This is a genomic window from Dyadobacter luteus, from assembly GCF_003383615.1.
Taxonomy (GTDB): domain Bacteria; phylum Bacteroidota; class Bacteroidia; order Cytophagales; family Spirosomataceae; genus Dyadobacter; species Dyadobacter luteus.
In genome coordinates this window covers 132,956-151,142 of record NZ_QNUL01000006.1, presented here as the reverse complement: position 1 = coordinate 151,142, position 18,187 = coordinate 132,956, and the positions used below count along the sequence as shown (strand labels likewise).

Here is an 18,187-nt window from a genome sequence, read left to right as displayed (position 1 = left end):
CAGATCCGGGGCTTTGGTATTTCCAGGTATGCTTTCGCTACTGCAATTGCTTATTGTTGACCTTTACATTCTTCACCTTGAATCCCTTTACCAGACTTTTATCGAAAGCATCATTCTTTGCAGTAATATCCAGGTTTTCAAAGTTGAATTTGGACAAACGATCGTATTCACCAGGTTTCACATCAAAGAATACTTCGCACTTCAGTTTGATATTCTTCAATGTAATATTGTCGCTGTAAGACAATGGTGCCTCTTTTCTTCCTTTCAGATCAAAAAACTGCGTCCATGGTTTTACATAAATGAGACTGTGTGCATAGCCATCCACATTTTCGACACTTACAAATTCATATTTCTGAGGCGTATCGGGGCGCATTTTAAGCCATAGTACACGTACCGCGTTGGTAATATGGCAATCACGCATCACTACATTTTTGTTATGAATGGCCTCACTTCCACAAGTGAGCGCTGCGTGACAAAATCCAAATTCAGAATCTTCAATGATAATATTGGAATTGCCACCATTGCCTGCCTCCTTATCGGCATAAGGTCCCTTTCCACCTTTAAGCGCAATGGCGTCATCATTCACTGCCAGATAACATCCTTTGATCAATACATTGTTACAAACGTCCAGGTCTATTGCGTCCGTACTTGGCGCTTTAATCGGCTCATGAGGAGCTGTAATGCGCACATTCAGGATTTTGATATTATTACATTGGTAGTAATGGCTCGTCCAGAAGCCAGAATTCTGCAGCCGCACATCCTGTACCTGCACATCGTTGCTTTTCCAGATAAATACCAGTCGCGGGCGTGAGACTTCCAGATTGGTACAATTCGGATTTTCCTTTCTACGCTGCCAGAAAGCCTTCCAGTAATTCAGGCCGTTTCCGTCAATAGTGCCTGCACCTGATATAGAAAATTTATTAACTCCGTAAGCATTCACCAGAGCCGGAAAATAATCCAGATTCTGCCCCTCCATGCGTGAAGGCATCATCGGATAGTCAGCAATATTGTCCGAACCTTTCAAAACAGCACCTTCAGAAACATACAAATGTGTTTTGGGCTTAAAGAATAAAGCACCACTCAGAAACGTCCCCTTCGGAATCACGATCGCCCCGCCCCCACGCTCATGTGCGAGATCAATCACTTTCTGAATCGCGGCGGTTTGCACCAGATTACTATCCGCCAGTACACCATGTTTTGTAAGCACATACTGCTCTCCCAAATCGGCCAGTTTAATTTTTGTTGAATCTGAGAACCAGGCTGGAATCTTTGTGCCGTCAGGGAAATTTTTCGACTTATGACTTTGAGAAAATGACGAGAGAGCAATAAAAAATAGTGAAACGGATAATAATAATCTGAACATGGTCGAAGTAATTGATAATCTGACGATACACATTGTTTTGCTATGTGTTACATGCACGTTAACTGTACTGTAACGAGCAATACGAACAACTGAAAGGGAGAATGGGAAAAAAACTACTGTGTTAGGACTGAACGAATAAAAATCATGACGATCAATAACCGACAATAGCTAATTCAAAAGCAAAAAAGAGTCCGACCCTCTCAGATCAGACTCTATACTCGTCGGGATGACAAGATTCGAACTTGCGACCCCCAGCACCCCATGCTGGTACGCTACCGGACTGCGCCACATCCCGTGGTATTGGGCTGCAAAACTAAGTAAAAAAACGCAGAGTAAAAGGAGTTTTTCGCAGAGTAGCACAAAGTTTTATTTTACAGTAATCTCCGTGCAACTCCGCGCTTAACTCCTAACCTCCGCGTTTAAATAAATCTGCGCTATCCAATCAGATACTCTCGTTTCTCCAATTAGGGTTAATCACTTCCTGCTTTCCTTTACGGAACCATTTGTCTCTGATCCGCTCGTTGACGTAGTACATACACGGCACAAGCAGCAATGTCAGTACGGTTGAGAAGGTAAGACCCATGATGATGGTCCAGGCAAGGATGTTCCAGAATACGGAACTGGCTCCGCCGGTAACAAAATTCGGCTCAAAGTATCTGAACAGTCCTACAAAGTCGAGCGTCAGACCGAAGGCCAATGGTATCAGTCCCAGTACAGCTGCCGATGCAGTAAGTAATACCGGAGTCAGACGTATTGCTCCACCTTCAATGATGGCATCACGCAAGGGATAACCACGTTCACGAAGCTCATCAATAAATTCGATGAGCAAAATCCCGTTCTTCACAACGATACCTGCCAGTGCTATAATACCAACACCGGACATGATCACGGAGAAGGTTTTGTCAAAAATCACAAAGCCCAGCAATACCCCGATCAGCGATAGTACAATGGTGAAGAATATAATAAGCGGTTTTACGACGGAATTGAACTGTGTCGCCAGGATCAGATAGATCAGCAAAATGGCTGCTCCGAATGCACCCGTAAGGAAGTTCATAGATTCTGCCTGGTCTTCCTGCTCTCCACCCATTTTAACGGTATAACCACTTGGAACTTTCACATCAGTTAGCAAAGTCTCTATCTGGGCAACAATTTCATTGGCATTGTAGCCAGGCAGTACATCTGAGCTCAAAATAACGATCCGCTGCTGGTCTTTCCTGTTAATCTGACTGAACGTAGATGTATAGGAGATGTTAGCTACTGACGTAATCGGTACCTGGCGCAACGCTCCGCCGGAGTTCATATCGCGGTACACAATATTCAAACTTAATAGTTGTTCGATCTGCTGGCGGTCGTCTTTTTTCAAACGGACCATGATCGGATACTCATCTTTCACATCACGGAACTTTGATACTTCCAGACCAAACAGGGCTGTCCGGATGGCGAGTGCGATCTGGGAAGAACTGATCCCTTCACGCTGCGCTTTCTCACGGTCAATATCAATCGTAATTTCCGGCTTATTGGTTACCAAATCCGATTTCAGCTGATCAATACCTTGTATACCCGACTGCTGTACTTTCTGCAAAAGATCCTTTTCAAGTGTCTGCAAAGTCTCAAATTCATCACCCGAAATCTCAATCGAAATAGGTTTTCCGGTTGGCGGACCTGTACTCTCACGTTCAACAGAAATTTCCGTTCCCGGTATTCCGCTCACAGCATTCCGTACTTTGGTAAGCAGTTCCTGCGTAGAACGCCCGTCACGATCCTCGCTCTTCACAAAAGCAACTGTCACTTTTGATTTGTGAGGTGTAGCAGAGCGATCAGGATTGTTAGGGTCACCCGCGTTTTTACCCACATTGGCAATCACCGAGTTCACGATATTCATCGCTTTTTCATTTTTTAATACCGTGAAAACCCTTTTTTCAATGATTCTCGTTACTGAATCCGTTGTAAGCGCATCGGTACCTGCAGGCAGTTTATTGTACACATAAATGTAATCGGGATCTCCGCTTGGGAAGAAAGTAACTTCCGGCTTGGCAATACCCACAATCACAAAAGTAGCAAACAAGAGCACTACCATCGATATGATCGCCGCCACGGGTCTGTAACCCTTAATCAGCCAGGTAATCAACCCTTTATAGTTGCGTTTAAGTGCAGGCAACAATCTATCCTGGAAAGGAACCAATATTTTAGGCGTAAGGATATAATGGTTGAACACATACAGAGCAAGCAGGATAACGAAGAAGTTACCGACGCCACGGTCTATAAAATAACCGATCACCGCCAGTACTCCCAAGATAATAAGAGGCCGCATGATAGCTTTGATACTGGTGTCGTGTTTCTCCTTTTCATCCTCATGACGTCCCATGAACGATACCGCAAAAACCGGATTGATCACATAAGCCACGAAAAGAGACGACATCAAAGTCAGGATCAGCGTAAGCGGCAGGAACTTCATAAAGTCCCCTACGATACCCGGCCAGAACAACAACGGGAAAAATGGCGCAATGGTCGTAAGCGTACCGGACAATACCGGCACAAACACCTCTCCTGCCGCTGCTTTCACTGCTTGCTGGATTGTCCAGTCCTTATGATTGTTAAATAGCCTGTGGGTGTTTTCAATTACCACAATGGCATCATCCACCACCAGACCAATTCCGAGCAGGAAGGCAAAAAGCACGATTGTATTCAAAGTAAATGCCGTTCCGATCGCAGGACCCAATACGGGCATAAGCATAAAGGCCACCAAGGCAGAAAGGGGCACCGATAGTCCGATGAAAATAGCATCACGGATGCCCATGAAAAACATCAGAACCAATACCACAAAGATGAAACCGATGATAACGGTATTGATCAACTCGTGCAGATCCGCACGGGTACGCTCCGACTGATCGGCTGTGATCCGAATATCCAGTCCGGATGGCAATTCGGTTTCTTTCATTTTATCAATAATCACCTCAATATCGTCGGCAGCTTTCACCAGGTTGGCACCGGCTCTTTTGATCACGTTAAGTGTGATTACTGATTTGTCGTCCAAACGGGCAAAGTCGAGTTGTTCCTCAAAGCTGTCCACAACTTCCGCCACGTCACCAAGCCTTACCACAGCTCCTGTCGAAGTACGGATACGCAGATTTGACAATTGGGTCATGTCCAGAAACTCCCCTTTTACACGAAGTGTACGACGCACCTGACCCACTTTAAGATCACCGCCGGAAACGTTAATGTTTTCACTTTGAACGGCTGTCTGAATGTCATAAAAAGTAAGTCCGGTTGACTGCATACGTGGCAAATCCAGGTTGATCTGAATTTCGCGGTTCAACGCTCCCACAATATCGACACGGCTGATCTCCGGCATGGCTTCAATCGCATCCTGTAAATCTTCCGCATATTCTTTCAATTGCTTCAGCGAATAATTACCTGCCAGGTTGATGTTCATGATCGGAAATTCCGAAAAGTTCACATCCTGTGCCGTTGGCCCTGAATCCAGCTCCTGCGGCAAATCCTGCTTGGCTTTATCAATGGCGTCACGTACCCTCTGCAAAGCATCCGAGACCTCCACATCCGGCGTAAATTCTACCAGAATTACTGATACATCCTGTAATGCATTGGATTTGATATGCTTGACACCATTGATCGATTTTAACTGCTTTTCAATGGGTTTATTAATCGTATTCTCCACATCCGCAGGAGCCGTACCAAAATATACTGTATTGATATAAATCTGCGGTATTTTGATATCAGGAAACTGCTCCTTGGGCAGGTTGTTGTATACCACAAAGCCTGTCAACGTGATGATAAACGTAAAGATGTAAATCGTCGTCCGATTCTCTACGCACCAGTTGGTAAAACTGAGGGTTTTATGATCTTCAAATTTCATGAGTATACTGAAAGTTAAATGTTTGAATGTGCAGAGAGTTGAGGGCTGAGGTGTTCCCCTGCCCTGCGCCCCAAGCCCTATACGTTAATACGAGATCGTCTGACCATCAGAAACTTCCTGATATCCGGTAGTAATGATTTGGTCTCCTGCCTGCAAACCTTCCGTAATTTCTATTTTCCCGTTGTAGATCAAACCTGTTTTCACCAGTTTTGATTTGGCCACTTTTTTACCTCCTTCTTCCACTGCCACATAGACCACCTGTCCCTTTTCAGTACCCTGAATGATATTCTGATCCACGATAAGCGCGTCTTTTTTAGTAACGTCGTTGATTTGTACTTTGGCAACCATATTCGGTTTCAGGGCAGGATTCGAAGGAAGATTGGCTTCAATGGTAAAGGTGCGGCTGAGCGGATCAACCGTGGTACTTACGAAAGATACTTTTGCGGTGTAATCTTTTTGCAGGTCGGGGAAACTGATCAGAATTTCATCCCCGCGTTTCACACTGGCCGCATACGTATCCGATACTTTTGCAATAACTTTAAGATTTCCAAGATTGACAACTCTGAATACACCTACACCTGGTGCAGCCGCTTCTCCGATTTTGATATTCACCTGATCCACAACACCTGAAATCGGTGATACAATTCTGGACTGAGAAAGTTGCGCATTCAGCGTAGCCAGTTTTCTTTCAAGTCCTTCCTTGTTGTTTTGGGCTTGCAGGAACTGAAGCTCTGTACCGATTTTCTGATCCCAAAGGTTTTTCTGCTTGTTGTAAACAGTAGTGGCCAAGGCCAGAGAACTATTGAGCTCTTCTACCGTTTCGCGCAAAATGCTGTCGTCTACTTTTGCCAACACACTTCCGGCTTTTACCTGATCGCCTTCACGCACATATACGGCAGTCACCGAGCCACCCGATTTTGGCGTAACCATGACGCTGTTTTTAGCATCAATAGATCCCTGCAGCTCTACATAATGGCTCAGCGTTCCGGTTGTCAGCGGCTTCACTGTAACGATTTTTATATTTGTTTCTTCTCTTTTGGTAGTATCCAGTTTGGCAATTTCAGACTCGAGTGCCTTTATTTTTTTATCATTCTCGCTCTGCTCCGCTTTAAGTTTGGTCAGTTCCTCTCTTTTCCCTTCCAGTCCTTCTTTTTTTTCTCCCGAGCATGCAGCAAGAAAAGCAGCTATTGTGGTGATTAATAAAATATTTCTTTTCATGATATAGATATGTAGTGTCTTTTCTTAATTGTTAATTGTTAAGTGTTAATGGTAAATGATAGCCCTTATTCCTGAGCAGTCAGAGCTCGATGTCGGCTGATATAATGATTAAATGTTAATGGTAAATGATTATCGATTATTCCTGAGCCATCAGATTTCTATACCAACTGATCTAATGATTAATTGTTAATGGTAAAGGATGATCGGTTACTCCCGAGCAGTCCCCGACAGGATCAATTAACAATTAACCCTTAATAATTAATCATTATAAAGTTCTCCTTTTGCTTTGCTCAAATCGACTTTCGCAATCATCAGATCGTACAAGGCAGCGAAATAGTTAGTCTGTGCTTCCTTAAATGAAGACTCCGCATTGATCACCTCAATGTTGGAACCCACCCCTTCTTTGTATTTGATTTTAGAAACACGGACAATCTCCTGAGCCAGATCCAGATTCCGTTTCTGGGTTTCGAGTGTTGCAAAAGCATTTTTGATATTGATACCAGCCTGACTTGCTTCCAGATCAATAGATTGTTTCAGCAACGTCTGCCCATTTTTCACTTTATCCAGAGCAATTTTCTTTTGCTCTATCTGATAACGCTTGGTGAAACCATCGAAAATCGGGATACTCAGGTTCAGGCTGAGTACCGAGTTATTGAACCATTTCATGGTAAAAAGATCCGCATAGGTGTTGGCTCCGGCATTATGACCATACCCCACCGACGCCGAAAGACTTGGCAAATAACCCGCTCGGATATTCCTGATATCCAGCACTGCCAGCTTTTCCTGCGTGTTCAAAAGAGAATATTCAATCCTGTTCTCATAATTAACAGCTGCCTGAGCCGTCTCTGATCTTAGCTGATCAAGATTTACAGTGTCAATTGTATCTGTAAGTTTCAGAGGCTGATCCAGAGCCATACCCATCTGATACTTCAAAAGTGTATAACTCAATTCAATCAGATTCTGAACCTTCTGGCGCTCTGTCAACAGGTTATTTTGCTGCACTTCCAGTCTGTTTACATCCAGCAATTCTACAAAACCACTCTCGTTCATAGCCTTGGTTTCCCGCATGAGTGTATCTATACGACTGATATTGTAATCCAGCACTTTCGCCTTTTCTACAGCCACCTGCACTGAATAATAAGCTTTTGTTACAGCTTCAGCTACGGTAACCTTCGATTGAGTTGTGCTTTTCTGAGCCAATTCCCTATACGTTGCAGCAGCTTTCAGACCGATGAAGTAAGAACCATTAAAGATCAGCTGGTTCAGTGTGGCAGATACAGACCCCTGCTTTTTCACCCCAAATTTAACCGCAACCGGCGGTCCGTCAGCCGGTACACTAGGATCTCCAAAACCACCTGCGGGCAAAAAGAATCGCTGAATAATGAGGTTGTCGGTAATATTGGCATTAGCACTTAGCTGAGGCAATCCGGCAGCACGTATTTCACCTATCTGCGCTTCAGCAGATACAGCATCCAGCTGCGCATTTTTGACATTAATATTATTTTTAATTGCATAGTCCACCGCTTCTTTCAGGGTAAAATTGCTGTCCTGAGCCCGCGATGGGACGATACTCAGACAAACCGCCAGCATGAATAAACAGCTGCGTATTAATTGTTCATTTCTCATGGGTGTTAAAATTCGATTACTGATTTATCTTTTAAGGTGTTATAATAAGCAAAGCCTTTTTCTGTCATGATTCCTCTCAGAAAATGATGTACGAACTGCATTTGCACGCGCATCATGTGGAATTTATCGGGAGGAAAAACGGTAGGGTCAAAGGCAATTTCAAATTCCTGAATGCGCAGGAGAGAAAGTACATCTACATCAAGATCTGCCCGGTAATAACCTTCAGCGATCCCCTGATGCATATTATCCCTGATACCTTTAATAATGAACTCATCCTTATGACTTTGAAACAGTCCCCAGGACTCCGGATAATACTTTTTCAGATCATAAATTAAAGCAGGATTCATATTCGCCATCGCAACTCTCATCTGATCTGTAGCCTCGATCATCTGGTCAATAGGATTTCCGATTTCGTCCAACTGTGCCATTTCACATTGCTGTGTACTGAGCTCTTCCTGGATCACTACTTTAAGAATGGCCTCTTTGTCAGAATAATGTTGGTAAATGGTTCTTTTGGAAATTCCCAAATCCTTGGCAATATCGTCCATGGTGACACTACGAATCCCATAGCGCCAAAACAAGTTTAATGCTGATTTTACAATTCTCTCTTTCACACCGCAAAGTTGTAGTTTTCGAATGATAAAAACTATGGAAACTTTCAAAATATTTTAAGTTTTCTAAAATCATCATCTCATTCTAACATAATGGCGAAGCCTGCATGAGTCACAACCGCATAAGTAATTAAAAATGAAGGTATAGCCAATGAGGTATTAGATAACAATAAGAAAATTCAAGTGTCTACTCTGTATCTGCTCAAAAGCTCCAAAATGCCAAAAATATAATTATTCAAATAATAACTATATATAAAATAGAATTGAATTTCAAAATGGAATCAGCATCTCAGCTTCCGGCACACGCTGAAATTTCAGGTGAAAGTAGCTCAGCAACTCCCTGGTATACAATCAAAATGGGACAAGTGCAGCGTTTTAAAGGATGAGCGCAATGTTTCCCGGCATAAACGCCGGATCGGTGGAATGATTTATAACTCAATGATGTTTGGAATTGACACAGATTCTAAGCAATTTTCCGCCCTTTTTCTCAAATCTGAATCCGGTATATTAACATTTTAATAAATCGATTGTGCAAAGGCACTAAGAAGAGCGAAAACAAGTTCTATCCATATTGTATTCAGTTACTCACCATTTTAAACAGCAGACCGCAAACGACAATAAATGAAAAGCTACATTGACCTGATTCAGCAAACGTTCGAGTTCCCGACTATGGAATTTAACGTTGACAATAATGAATTGCTGTTCAACAATGTACCATTGATGGACATCATCAAGGAGCATGGTACGCCGTTAAAACTAAACTATCTCCCGAAAATCGGAGAGCATATCGCAAATGCAAATATGTTCTTTAAGAATGCTTTCAAGAGGCATAACTACAAGGGGAGCTATACTTACTGCTATTGTACCAAGTCATCTCATTTTAGTTTTGTACTGGAAGAAGCACTGAAGCACAATGTCCATCTGGAAACTTCTTCTTCTTTCGACATACCTATTATACGTGAGCTGTACAGACGCGGCAAGGTGAGCAAATCGACCTATATCCTAGCCAATGGATACAAACGTCCTCTTTATACTCAGTATCTGAGTGAACTGATCAACGAGGGCTTCAACTGTATACCCATTCTGGATAATCTTCGTGAGATTGAGGCATACGAAAAACTGGTTACTGCCGATTCTATGAATCTGGGTATCCGTATCGCAACGGACGAAGAACCTAATTTTGCTTTCTACACCTCCCGTCTTGGTATTCGCTATAATGACGTAAACGAACTTTACAAAGAGAAAATAGCGCCAAATCCGAAGTTTAAGCTTAAAATGCTTCACTTCTTTATCAATACAGGTATCAAGGACAGTGCTTATTACTGGAGTGAATTAACCCGCTTCATGTTCAAGTATTGCGAAATGAAGAAGATCTGTCCTGATCTGGATTCCATTGACATTGGCGGAGGTCTTCCGATTCAGACGTCGTTGTCGACCGGCTACGATTACCAGCAGATGATTGACGAGATCGTTGAGAACATCCAATGGATCTGCAACAAGAACAACGTTCCTGCGCCTCACATTTTCACCGAGTTCGGCAGTTATACAGTCGGAGAAAGCGGAGCGGTCATTTATGAAGTGATCGATAAAAAGCTTCAGAACGATAAAGAGCTTTGGTATATGATCAATGGTTCTTTCATCACACAACTTCCTGATTCATGGGGAATGAACCAGAAGTATATCATGATGCCGATCAACAACTGGGATAGCCCTTATCAAAAGGTGAACCTTGGTGGATTGACGTGCGATTCTCAGGACTTCTATAACAGTGAAATGCACAGTGCTGACTTGTACATGCCTATCTATGAGGACGATGAACCGCAGTACATCGGATTTTTCCACACTGGTGCGTATCAGGAATCTTTGGGAGGATATGGCGGTATTCAGCATTGCCTCATTCCTGCGCCGAAACATGTTTTGGTAGACCGCGATGAGGAAGGACGCATCACCACGCGCGTTTTTGCAACCGAGCAAAACAGCGATTCGATGCTACGAATTCTCGGCTTTAAAGATGAGTCTTATGTTTCGCCTGATGTAAAAGAGCAAAAGGAAGATGAGCCCGCAGAGCAAGTTGAGGAACTGACAGAAACAAAAATCTGATTAGTTATATAAAGTTCTTTGAATGAGTTCGTTATTAGTCATACTAAAACGCTCATTCAAAGAATTATTTTTAATAACTTTACAGTCACATCTTATAATTGATACCTGATGAGAAAATTATTCTTCCTTCTTGCAGTTGCCGGTTCACTGGCCTTCGCTTCATGTACAAAACATGCCTGCCCTGCATATGGATCAGTTCAAAAAGCAGTTCCTACCCAGGTTGAAAGGGTTTAAGAAACCTGCTTCAGAATAATTTCAGCGGCTTCGGCCAGATTGGCTGCACCATGATCTCCTACCAGAGCCTCGTGCTCTGACAAGATCTGTATTGTCCGCAGTTTTACCTTCTTTCCCGCCAGCATATCTCTGCCCCGGTCTCCTACCATCCAGGATTGGGATGCATCAATATTATACTTAGCAATTGCCTTTTCGATCAATAAGGAATCTGGTTTTCTGGATAATGATTTACCAGAAAAATCGGGATGATAGGGACTGAAATACAAATAATCCATTGCATAATCCGAAGCTTCCTGCATCTTTTCATGAATGGCGTATACAAGCTCAGGTCCGTATAAACCTTTGGCGATACCTGCCTGGTTTGTAATGACAACCAGCAAATATCCTGCAGCCTTCAAAGCTTTGAGTGCACCAGGCACACCCTCAGGAATGATAAGATCATCGATTTTGGTTATATAATCTCCGAGTTCTTCGTTTAATACACCGTCTCTGTCGAGGAAGACGCATTTTGTTTGGGGGGATGGGGAGTTGGGCATGGGCTGGAATTTGAGGTTACATAGAGGAGCACAGAGTTATTAAAAAGAGAGCCACAGAGAAAGTTGTTTTTTCGTTGTATTATATACAGAAATAATACTCTGTGCAACTCACCTTAAACTCTGTGGCTCTCTGTGTCCCTTTTCTATCTATGAAGAAAATTCCTTTACAGATTCAATGAAGCAACGTACTTTATCCGGATCCGTATCAGGATATACACCGTGACCAAGGTTTGCGATGTAACGTTGCGTACCAAACTGGTTCACCATTTTCTTTACTTCAAGCTTAATCTGATCGTATGAAGCATACAATACGCATGGATCCAGATTCCCCTGAAGTGTTTTATTCGGAATTAATTTTCTGGATTCAGCAATGTCCATATTCCAGTCAAGACCGACTACAGAGCAGTTCAATTGCCCGATTGCTTCTCTTGCGAAAAATGCACCTTTTGCAAAAACAGTCAGAGGCACTTCCGTGATAGCATCACAAATTTGCTTGATGTACGGCAATGAGAAAACATTGTATTGTTCCGGCGACAAAATGCCTGCCCACGAATCGAAGATTTGAACGATATCAGCTCCGGCACGTATCTGGGCTTTCAGGTAGGCAATAGTGCTATCCGTAATTTTCTGAAGTAGCAAATGAGAAAACTCAGGATCAGCGTATAAATGTTTTTTGGCAACAGAGAAAGTCTTCGATCCTTTGCCTTCTGTCATATAACAGAATATGGTAAACGGAGCTCCTGCGAAACCGATCAGAGGAACACGATTTGCCAATCCATCCTTTGTCAGCTTGATCGCATCAATGACATATTTCAGATCCACTTCGGGCTCGGCCACATGCAGCGAATCAAGATCAGCAATGGTATGTACCGTTTTCGGAAAAACAGGACCACGTTGCTCAATCATTTCATAAGGCAATCCCATCGCTTCCGGTATCACCAGAATATCGGAGAAAATAATGGCTGCATCTACACCCAGTAAATCAACAGGCTGAAGTGTAACTTCCGCTGCCATTTCCGGCGTAGTGGCCAGCTTGATAAAACTACCTGCTTTTTCACGAACTGCGCGGTATTCAGCCAAAATACGGCCTGCCTGACGCATCATCCAAACAGGAGTGCGCTCGGTTTTTTCACCCCTTGCAGCACGTAATAAAAGGTCATTTTTCAGATTCATGCCGCAAAGGTAGGCTGAAAAAATTTAAACGCAGAGTTCAGGAAGTTTTTTGAATGGGTGTGTGTCTTATTTAAACGCAGAGTTATAGGGAGTTTCGCGCGGAGTTTCGCTGATTTACATTATTGCTTTATTCGGTTCGGCTATACACAAGGTGAGCCCTATCACACATGGCTGTTATTCCTTGTATTTCGCTGTTGGATTTGACATATAACTGTTCAACGGGCGTAGCATAACAATTATCAACTAATTCACTCCTGGTTTCGTAGGTGACTTCCAAAAATTTCTGTGAATCGACTTCTGTAAATCTAAATTTCCCTTGTATCGTTTTCGCAGTTCCATTCGCTTCCCTCGTCTTACTTGCCGTACCATCTGCATAAAGAATGTAAAACTCCTGCATATTTAAATCAGAGCCCTTCAATATCGGACTATTTGCTATGCTTCTACCTTGTGCAGAATACAATTGCCACTTTTGTGGAAATTTGTCTGAATCAAACTTCGCCATCTCTGGCTCTGCATCTTTTTTACAAGCTGACAGTATTACCACTAAAACTGTCAATAAAAGTAAATTTTTCATTTTGATCCATTTAAGTTGCCCAAATTCATTCTCTCAGACAGACAGTTAAAAAATCAAAATAGTTGGAAAAGCAATGGCTTATATCAAAACAGAGTGACGCCGAAATTTCGCAGAATCATAAAAAAACTCTGCGAAACTCTGCGCTAAACTCCTTTACTCTGCGTTCAACCCCAAAAAATCAAAATTTAAAATTAACCCCTACCAAAAAGTTGGTCCCGGCCTGTGGGAAGTAGAAGTTCTCTCTGGTCTGCACACCTCCGGCAAAGAATCCGTAGGTATAACCGTTTGACTCATATCTTTCGTTGAAAATATTATTTACCAGCAAATTGAAAGATATTTCCTTCATCCAGCTCGGCTTCACAGACCACGTTAATCTGATATCATTAGTGAAATAGGCATCCAGTTTCCTTGTTTCATCCGACGTGTTGTCCAGATACTGTTTGCTTACATACTTACTCAGTAAAGCCAGTTCGATATTTTTTTTAGGACTGAAAGTAAACTGACTACCCACAATCACATTCGGAGAAAATGAAATATCTGTCTGCCCATGACTGATTGTGCGGTATTCATAAGTGTCATAATCAATCACATATTCTGTGAAATCTTTGATCTTGTTTCTGCTGAAAGTAGCATTTGCATTCCATTTCAGATATTGATTAAAGACCGCAGCTCCTTCAAGTTCAATACCCATTCGGTAACTATTCGGAACATTAACACGAATCGCATTGCCCACATCATTAATTTGTCCGGTAAGTACAAGCTGATTGGTGTAATTCATCAGATAGTAGTTGGCTGCAAATGCCCATTTCCCTTTTTGCGTACGCACACCCGCTTCCACATTGTGCATGGTTTCATTTTTGGGAAACAATTGAGCAGTGGCAGAGGTAAAATCGTCACGATTCGGCTCTCTGTTACCAAGGCTATATGAGGCATATACAGAAGTCTGAGGTGCAGCCTGATAGGTAAGACCGGCTTTAGGATTCACGAAATTATATTTTTGATCTACTGCATGAAGTACCTGATCATTGTCTCTGCCATGAATCGAGTGACTTACGGCACGGTACTGCACATCAGCGAATGCGTTGAGTTTATCAGTAAACTGGTAATATACCTTACCGTATAAGTTGAAATCTTTTTTAACACCCTTATTGTCGTAATATTGGTGCTCACTGGAAATAGTACCCGCATTACGCGCCCAGATAATCTGCCCGTAATGATCGCCGTCGTAGTGATTCCACCCACCGCCAAAACTGGCAGTCAACTTTTTGAAGCTATTATAATCCAGAGAAAATGTTGTTCCGTAAAAATAATTATCCAACCACCTTCTGCGAATAATATCGGTACGTGTTAATGTATCAGCTCCAATTACCACATCGGGCAAGTTATACTTGCTGTATTTATCATTTGCCTTAAACTGCTCATAATGCCCCAAACCTCTCACCAAAAATGCGTTCAGGTTCAATGTCAGCTGATCGCTCAGCGTATGTGACGTTACCAGCTGGTAATGATCCTGGCGGTAATTGTCTACCTCGTTTTTATAGGTGTAAGAATTATAAGTTCTGTCTCCTGAGTTTAATAAATTCTCTGCATCCGCTTCTCCTAATTCATTACGGCTGATATAATCTAAAATCCCCTGACGATCTCCTCTCAGCTTAGCTTCAGGCACCCCATTCCATGATTGATATGTTCTTTCTTTACCAGAAAAAACATTGGCTCTTACAAAGCTCTTTTTACCATAATAAGCTCCTGAAAGATAATAAGAATGGAGATTGGATGAAGCCCTGTCCACAAAACCATCTGAGGAAATACGGGACAGTCGCCCGTCAACAGAGAACTTATTGTTGATCAAACCGGTACCCAGCTTAATAGTATTCTTAAATGTATTGAAAGATCCAACAGAATTGTTTAGCTCGGCATATGCCTCTTCCCTGAAAGCATTGGTGCTGATGTTCACACTCGCTCCGAAAGCACCTGCTCCATTGGTTGACGTACCTACGCCGCGCTGCACCTGGATACTGCTGACCGAGGATGCAAAATCGGGCATATTCACCCAAAACACACCCTGACTTTCCGCATCATTATACGGAATACCATTCACGGTAACATTGATCCTGGTTGCATCAGAACCACGAATACGAATGCCTGTGTAACCTACCCCTGCTCCGGCATCACTGGTGCTTACCAGCGAAGGCGTAAAATTCAGCAGTACAGGCAAATCTTGTCCAAGATTTTGTTTTTCGATCGCTTCGGCATTGACGTTGGTATAAGCCATACCCGTTTTATCATTCACACGGGTTGCACTGATAATCACCTCATCGGCCTGATAGGTGCTTTTGACAAGTTTAATCTGAACAGTTTTGCTCCCCGATTCCAATGCAAATTTCTGCGACTGGTATCCTACATAGGAAACCTGAAGTTCAGCTATATTTTCAGCAATGTCTTTGAGAGAGAAATTACCTTCTTTGTCGGTAGCAGTTCCGCGGATTTCTCCTGCACGCACAGTGGCACCTGGAAGTGGCTTACCATCCGCGGCATCCGTAATTTTTCCGGAAATGGTTTTTTGGGCCCAAACGTGGGTAATACTAATAGTAGTGAATAACAGCACAAACAGATAGGCCGTAACTTTTCGCATAGCGATAAAATGGTTACGAACAGGCAGGGGCCACCTATCCTTGATGATTAAAATAAAAGTTCGATAACAGCTAAGAATGGTATTGAGCTGAAGGTATCTCAACCTTCGTATTCTTTTCATTTAAGCTTTCTCTCCCTACGCCGGCATTACCCGGATCAGGTTGTATGGGTATGATCTCAGCCCGTTAGGTTGGGCACCCCTATGAGATTCTGCTGCAAAGGTATAGCAGAGAAGGCAATGAACAGCTAAAAAAGAAAATAAATTAGACCTTCTCTCGCCATAAAGCCGGGTTTCGGCTGGTGTGCAAGACTGCAATAATTAGTACTGTCTTTATTTTTTCCTCAATTGAAAAATGAATCATGAATGGAAATACATCCAATAGAGCAGTACGTACATCCGAATACCGTACAACATAGAATTGAGGATCTCGTAATATTTTATTCACTTTTGTTCTTACGAGTCGAATAAAACGACGTCCAAGTCCGTGCTGCTGATCGTTATACCAAAGCGCAGCTTCCTGAATATCAATATTTGCAGCAGGTAGAATTACAGCCCGATACATCAGATACTTCTCTCTAAATCGTCCATAGCAATATCGAAATCCAAAACTGATTCTGATTTTTCACCGGATTCTTTAAGACGTGCCATAACTACATCCTTGTGCCATTGAGGAATATTATCTGTTTCTTCAGCTTCAATTCCTTCAAACCTGATTTTCATTTCTTCCCACTCAGCAATAGGTATATAAACACCAGTTGTAATACCCTTGCTATCTGCGATATATTGTAACTTCATGATATATACCCTAAGTAGTTAAACCATATCCTTTCGAAATCCTGACTTTATAGTTATTAACAAAAACAGCAGTTAACAAATATAACCATTTTATAAGTTAATGTATTAGACCATCTCAAATCAGATAATCAACAACCTTTTCCGTATTTTTACCTATCAAATCCAACTTCATTTCAAAAGCGTATATTTAATGGCTCATCACACCGACACTACTTTCATGAATGTATCTCAGCAGGCAATAGAACTTGAATACCGCTATGGCGCTCATAATTATAAGCCCATGCCGGTGGTTCTTTCCAGGGGATCAGGCGTGTATCTGTGGGATGTAGAAGGGAAACGATATCTGGATTTTCTCTCTGCCTACAGTGCGGTAAGTCAGGGGCATTGCCATCCGAAAATTGTCCAGGCGATGATAGACCAGGCACAAAAACTGACTCTAACTTCCCGCGCTTTTTACAATGACAAACTGGGCGAGTGTGAGAAATTCCTTTGTGATTACTTCGGTTATGATAAAGTGCTGATGATGAACAGCGGGGTTGAAGGTGGAGAAACTGCACTTAAGTTAACCCGTAAATGGGCATACAAGGTAAAAGGTATCGCACCCAATAAAGCGAAAACAGTATATGCTTCCGGCAACTTCTGGGGCCGTACACTGGCGGCTGTTTCGTCGTCCACTGACCCTTCCAGCACCAACGACTACGGACCATTTCTCCCTGGTATGCTGATTATCCCTTACGATGATTTGGATGCGCTCGAAAATGCATTTCGTACCGATCCGGATATTGCCGGATTTATGGTAGAACCGATTCAGGGAGAAGCCGGAGTGGTCGTTCCACAAGATGGTTATCTGAAAGGGGTACGCAAACTTTGCACCCAGTACAATGTACTTTTCATCGCAGATGAAGTACAGACCGGCATAGGCAGAACAGGAAAAAGACTGGCCTGCGACTGGGAGGGAGTAAAACCAGATATACTTGTGTTGGGAAAAGCACTTTCCGGAGGAACCATGCCGGTATCTGCCGCCTTCGCCGATGATGAAGTGATGCTGACAATTGCTCCGGGTGAACACGGCTCTACATATGGCGGAAATCCTCTCGCCTGTGCGGTTACGATAGCGGCTTTACAAGTAGTCGAAGACGAAAATCTGGCAGTTAATGCAGAAGTCATGGGAGCTCTTTTCAGATCCAGAATGGAAACACTGCAAAAGGAATGTAACCTGATTGAGCTCGTAAGAGGCAAAGGACTGCTGAATGCTATTGTGATCAACGATTCGGAAGACAGCCCAACTGCCATGAATCTTTGTTACAAAATGATGGAACAAGGTTTGCTATGTAAACCTACACATGGCAACAAAATCAGATTTGCCCCACCTTTGGTGATTAACGAGGAACAAATGAACGCCGCATGTGATATTATTGCTGATGTTTTTATCCATTTTAATGCATAAAAAA

General features: G+C 42.7%; 13 protein-coding genes, 1 tRNA gene and 1 riboswitch. Of the genes, 3 read left to right on the top strand and 11 right to left on the bottom strand.

The genetic code is table 11. The features are described from left to right. Window positions 1-37: 37 nt before the first annotated feature. The 6 genes from DSL64_RS10455 to DSL64_RS10430 form a co-directional block, all read right to left on the bottom strand. Window positions 38-1,363, bottom strand: coding sequence for a rhamnogalacturonidase (locus DSL64_RS10455; RefSeq protein WP_115830704.1), 1,326 nt, complete (start codon window positions 1,361-1,363; stop codon window positions 38-40). A gap of 221 nt (window positions 1,364-1,584) precedes the next feature. Then, window positions 1,585-1,658, bottom strand: a tRNA-Pro gene (locus DSL64_RS10450). 147 nt (window positions 1,659-1,805) lie between these two features. Beyond that, complete coding sequence (locus tag DSL64_RS10445; RefSeq protein ID WP_115830703.1) at window positions 1,806-5,237, bottom strand: efflux RND transporter permease subunit; 3,432 nt, start codon at window positions 5,235-5,237, stop codon at window positions 1,806-1,808. An 84-nt stretch (window positions 5,238-5,321) separates the two neighbouring features. Next, window positions 5,322-6,455 carry an efflux RND transporter periplasmic adaptor subunit gene (locus DSL64_RS10440; RefSeq protein ID WP_115830702.1) on the bottom strand — a complete coding sequence of 378 codons (1,134 nt, stop codon included), beginning with the start codon at window positions 6,453-6,455 and terminating at the stop codon, window positions 5,322-5,324. A 258-nt stretch (window positions 6,456-6,713) separates the two neighbouring features. Beyond that, a complete protein-coding gene (locus tag DSL64_RS10435) occupies window positions 6,714-8,081 on the bottom strand; it encodes a TolC family protein (protein ID WP_229217030.1) in 1,368 nt (455 codons plus the stop codon). Between the two features lie 5 nt (window positions 8,082-8,086). Continuing rightward, window positions 8,087-8,743, bottom strand: coding sequence for a TetR/AcrR family transcriptional regulator (locus tag DSL64_RS10430; RefSeq protein WP_229217029.1), 657 nt, complete (start codon window positions 8,741-8,743; stop codon window positions 8,087-8,089). A gap of 570 nt (window positions 8,744-9,313) precedes the next feature. Between DSL64_RS10430 and DSL64_RS10425 the strand changes: the two genes are divergently transcribed. Both DSL64_RS10425 and DSL64_RS29405 read left to right on the top strand, forming a co-directional pair. After that, entirely contained in the window at window positions 9,314-10,792 is a 1,479-nt protein-coding gene (locus DSL64_RS10425) for a type III PLP-dependent enzyme domain-containing protein (protein ID WP_115830699.1), read from the top strand. Window positions 10,793-10,900: 108 nt separating this feature from the next. After that, window positions 10,901-11,026, top strand: coding sequence for a hypothetical protein (locus tag DSL64_RS29405; RefSeq protein WP_262512413.1), 126 nt, complete (start codon window positions 10,901-10,903; stop codon window positions 11,024-11,026). Here the strand turns inward: DSL64_RS29405 and DSL64_RS10420 are convergent. The 5 genes from DSL64_RS10420 to DSL64_RS10395 all read right to left on the bottom strand — a co-directional run bounded on the left by DSL64_RS10420 (window position 11,023) and on the right by DSL64_RS10395 (window position 16,736). Next, entirely contained in the window at window positions 11,023-11,562 is a 540-nt protein-coding gene (locus DSL64_RS10420) for a D-glycero-alpha-D-manno-heptose-1,7-bisphosphate 7-phosphatase (protein ID WP_115830698.1), read from the bottom strand. The two genes, DSL64_RS29405 and DSL64_RS10420, sit on opposite strands and share 4 nt — an antisense overlap. 147 nt (window positions 11,563-11,709) lie before the next feature. Then, window positions 11,710-12,735, bottom strand: coding sequence for a uroporphyrinogen decarboxylase (gene hemE, locus DSL64_RS10415; RefSeq protein WP_115830697.1), 1,026 nt, complete (start codon window positions 12,733-12,735; stop codon window positions 11,710-11,712). Between the two features lie 127 nt (window positions 12,736-12,862). After that, complete coding sequence (locus DSL64_RS10410; protein ID WP_115830696.1) at window positions 12,863-13,309, bottom strand: hypothetical protein; 447 nt, start codon at window positions 13,307-13,309, stop codon at window positions 12,863-12,865. 178 nt (window positions 13,310-13,487) lie between these two features. Further along, window positions 13,488-15,941, bottom strand: a complete 2,454-nt coding sequence (locus DSL64_RS10405; protein ID WP_115830695.1) for a TonB-dependent receptor — start codon at window positions 15,939-15,941, stop codon at window positions 13,488-13,490. Between the two features lie 115 nt (window positions 15,942-16,056). Then, window positions 16,057-16,152: riboswitch (TPP riboswitch) on the bottom strand. Window positions 16,153-16,502: 350 nt separating this feature from the next. Beyond that, window positions 16,503-16,736: a hypothetical protein gene (locus tag DSL64_RS10395; RefSeq protein ID WP_115830693.1), complete on the bottom strand. Its 234-nt coding sequence runs from the start codon at window positions 16,734-16,736 to the stop codon at window positions 16,503-16,505. Window positions 16,737-16,926: 190 nt separating this feature from the next. Between DSL64_RS10395 and rocD the strand changes: the two genes are divergently transcribed. Further along, complete coding sequence (gene rocD / locus DSL64_RS10390; protein ID WP_115830692.1) at window positions 16,927-18,183, top strand: ornithine--oxo-acid transaminase; 1,257 nt, start codon at window positions 16,927-16,929, stop codon at window positions 18,181-18,183. Window positions 18,184-18,187: the final 4 nt, after the last annotated feature.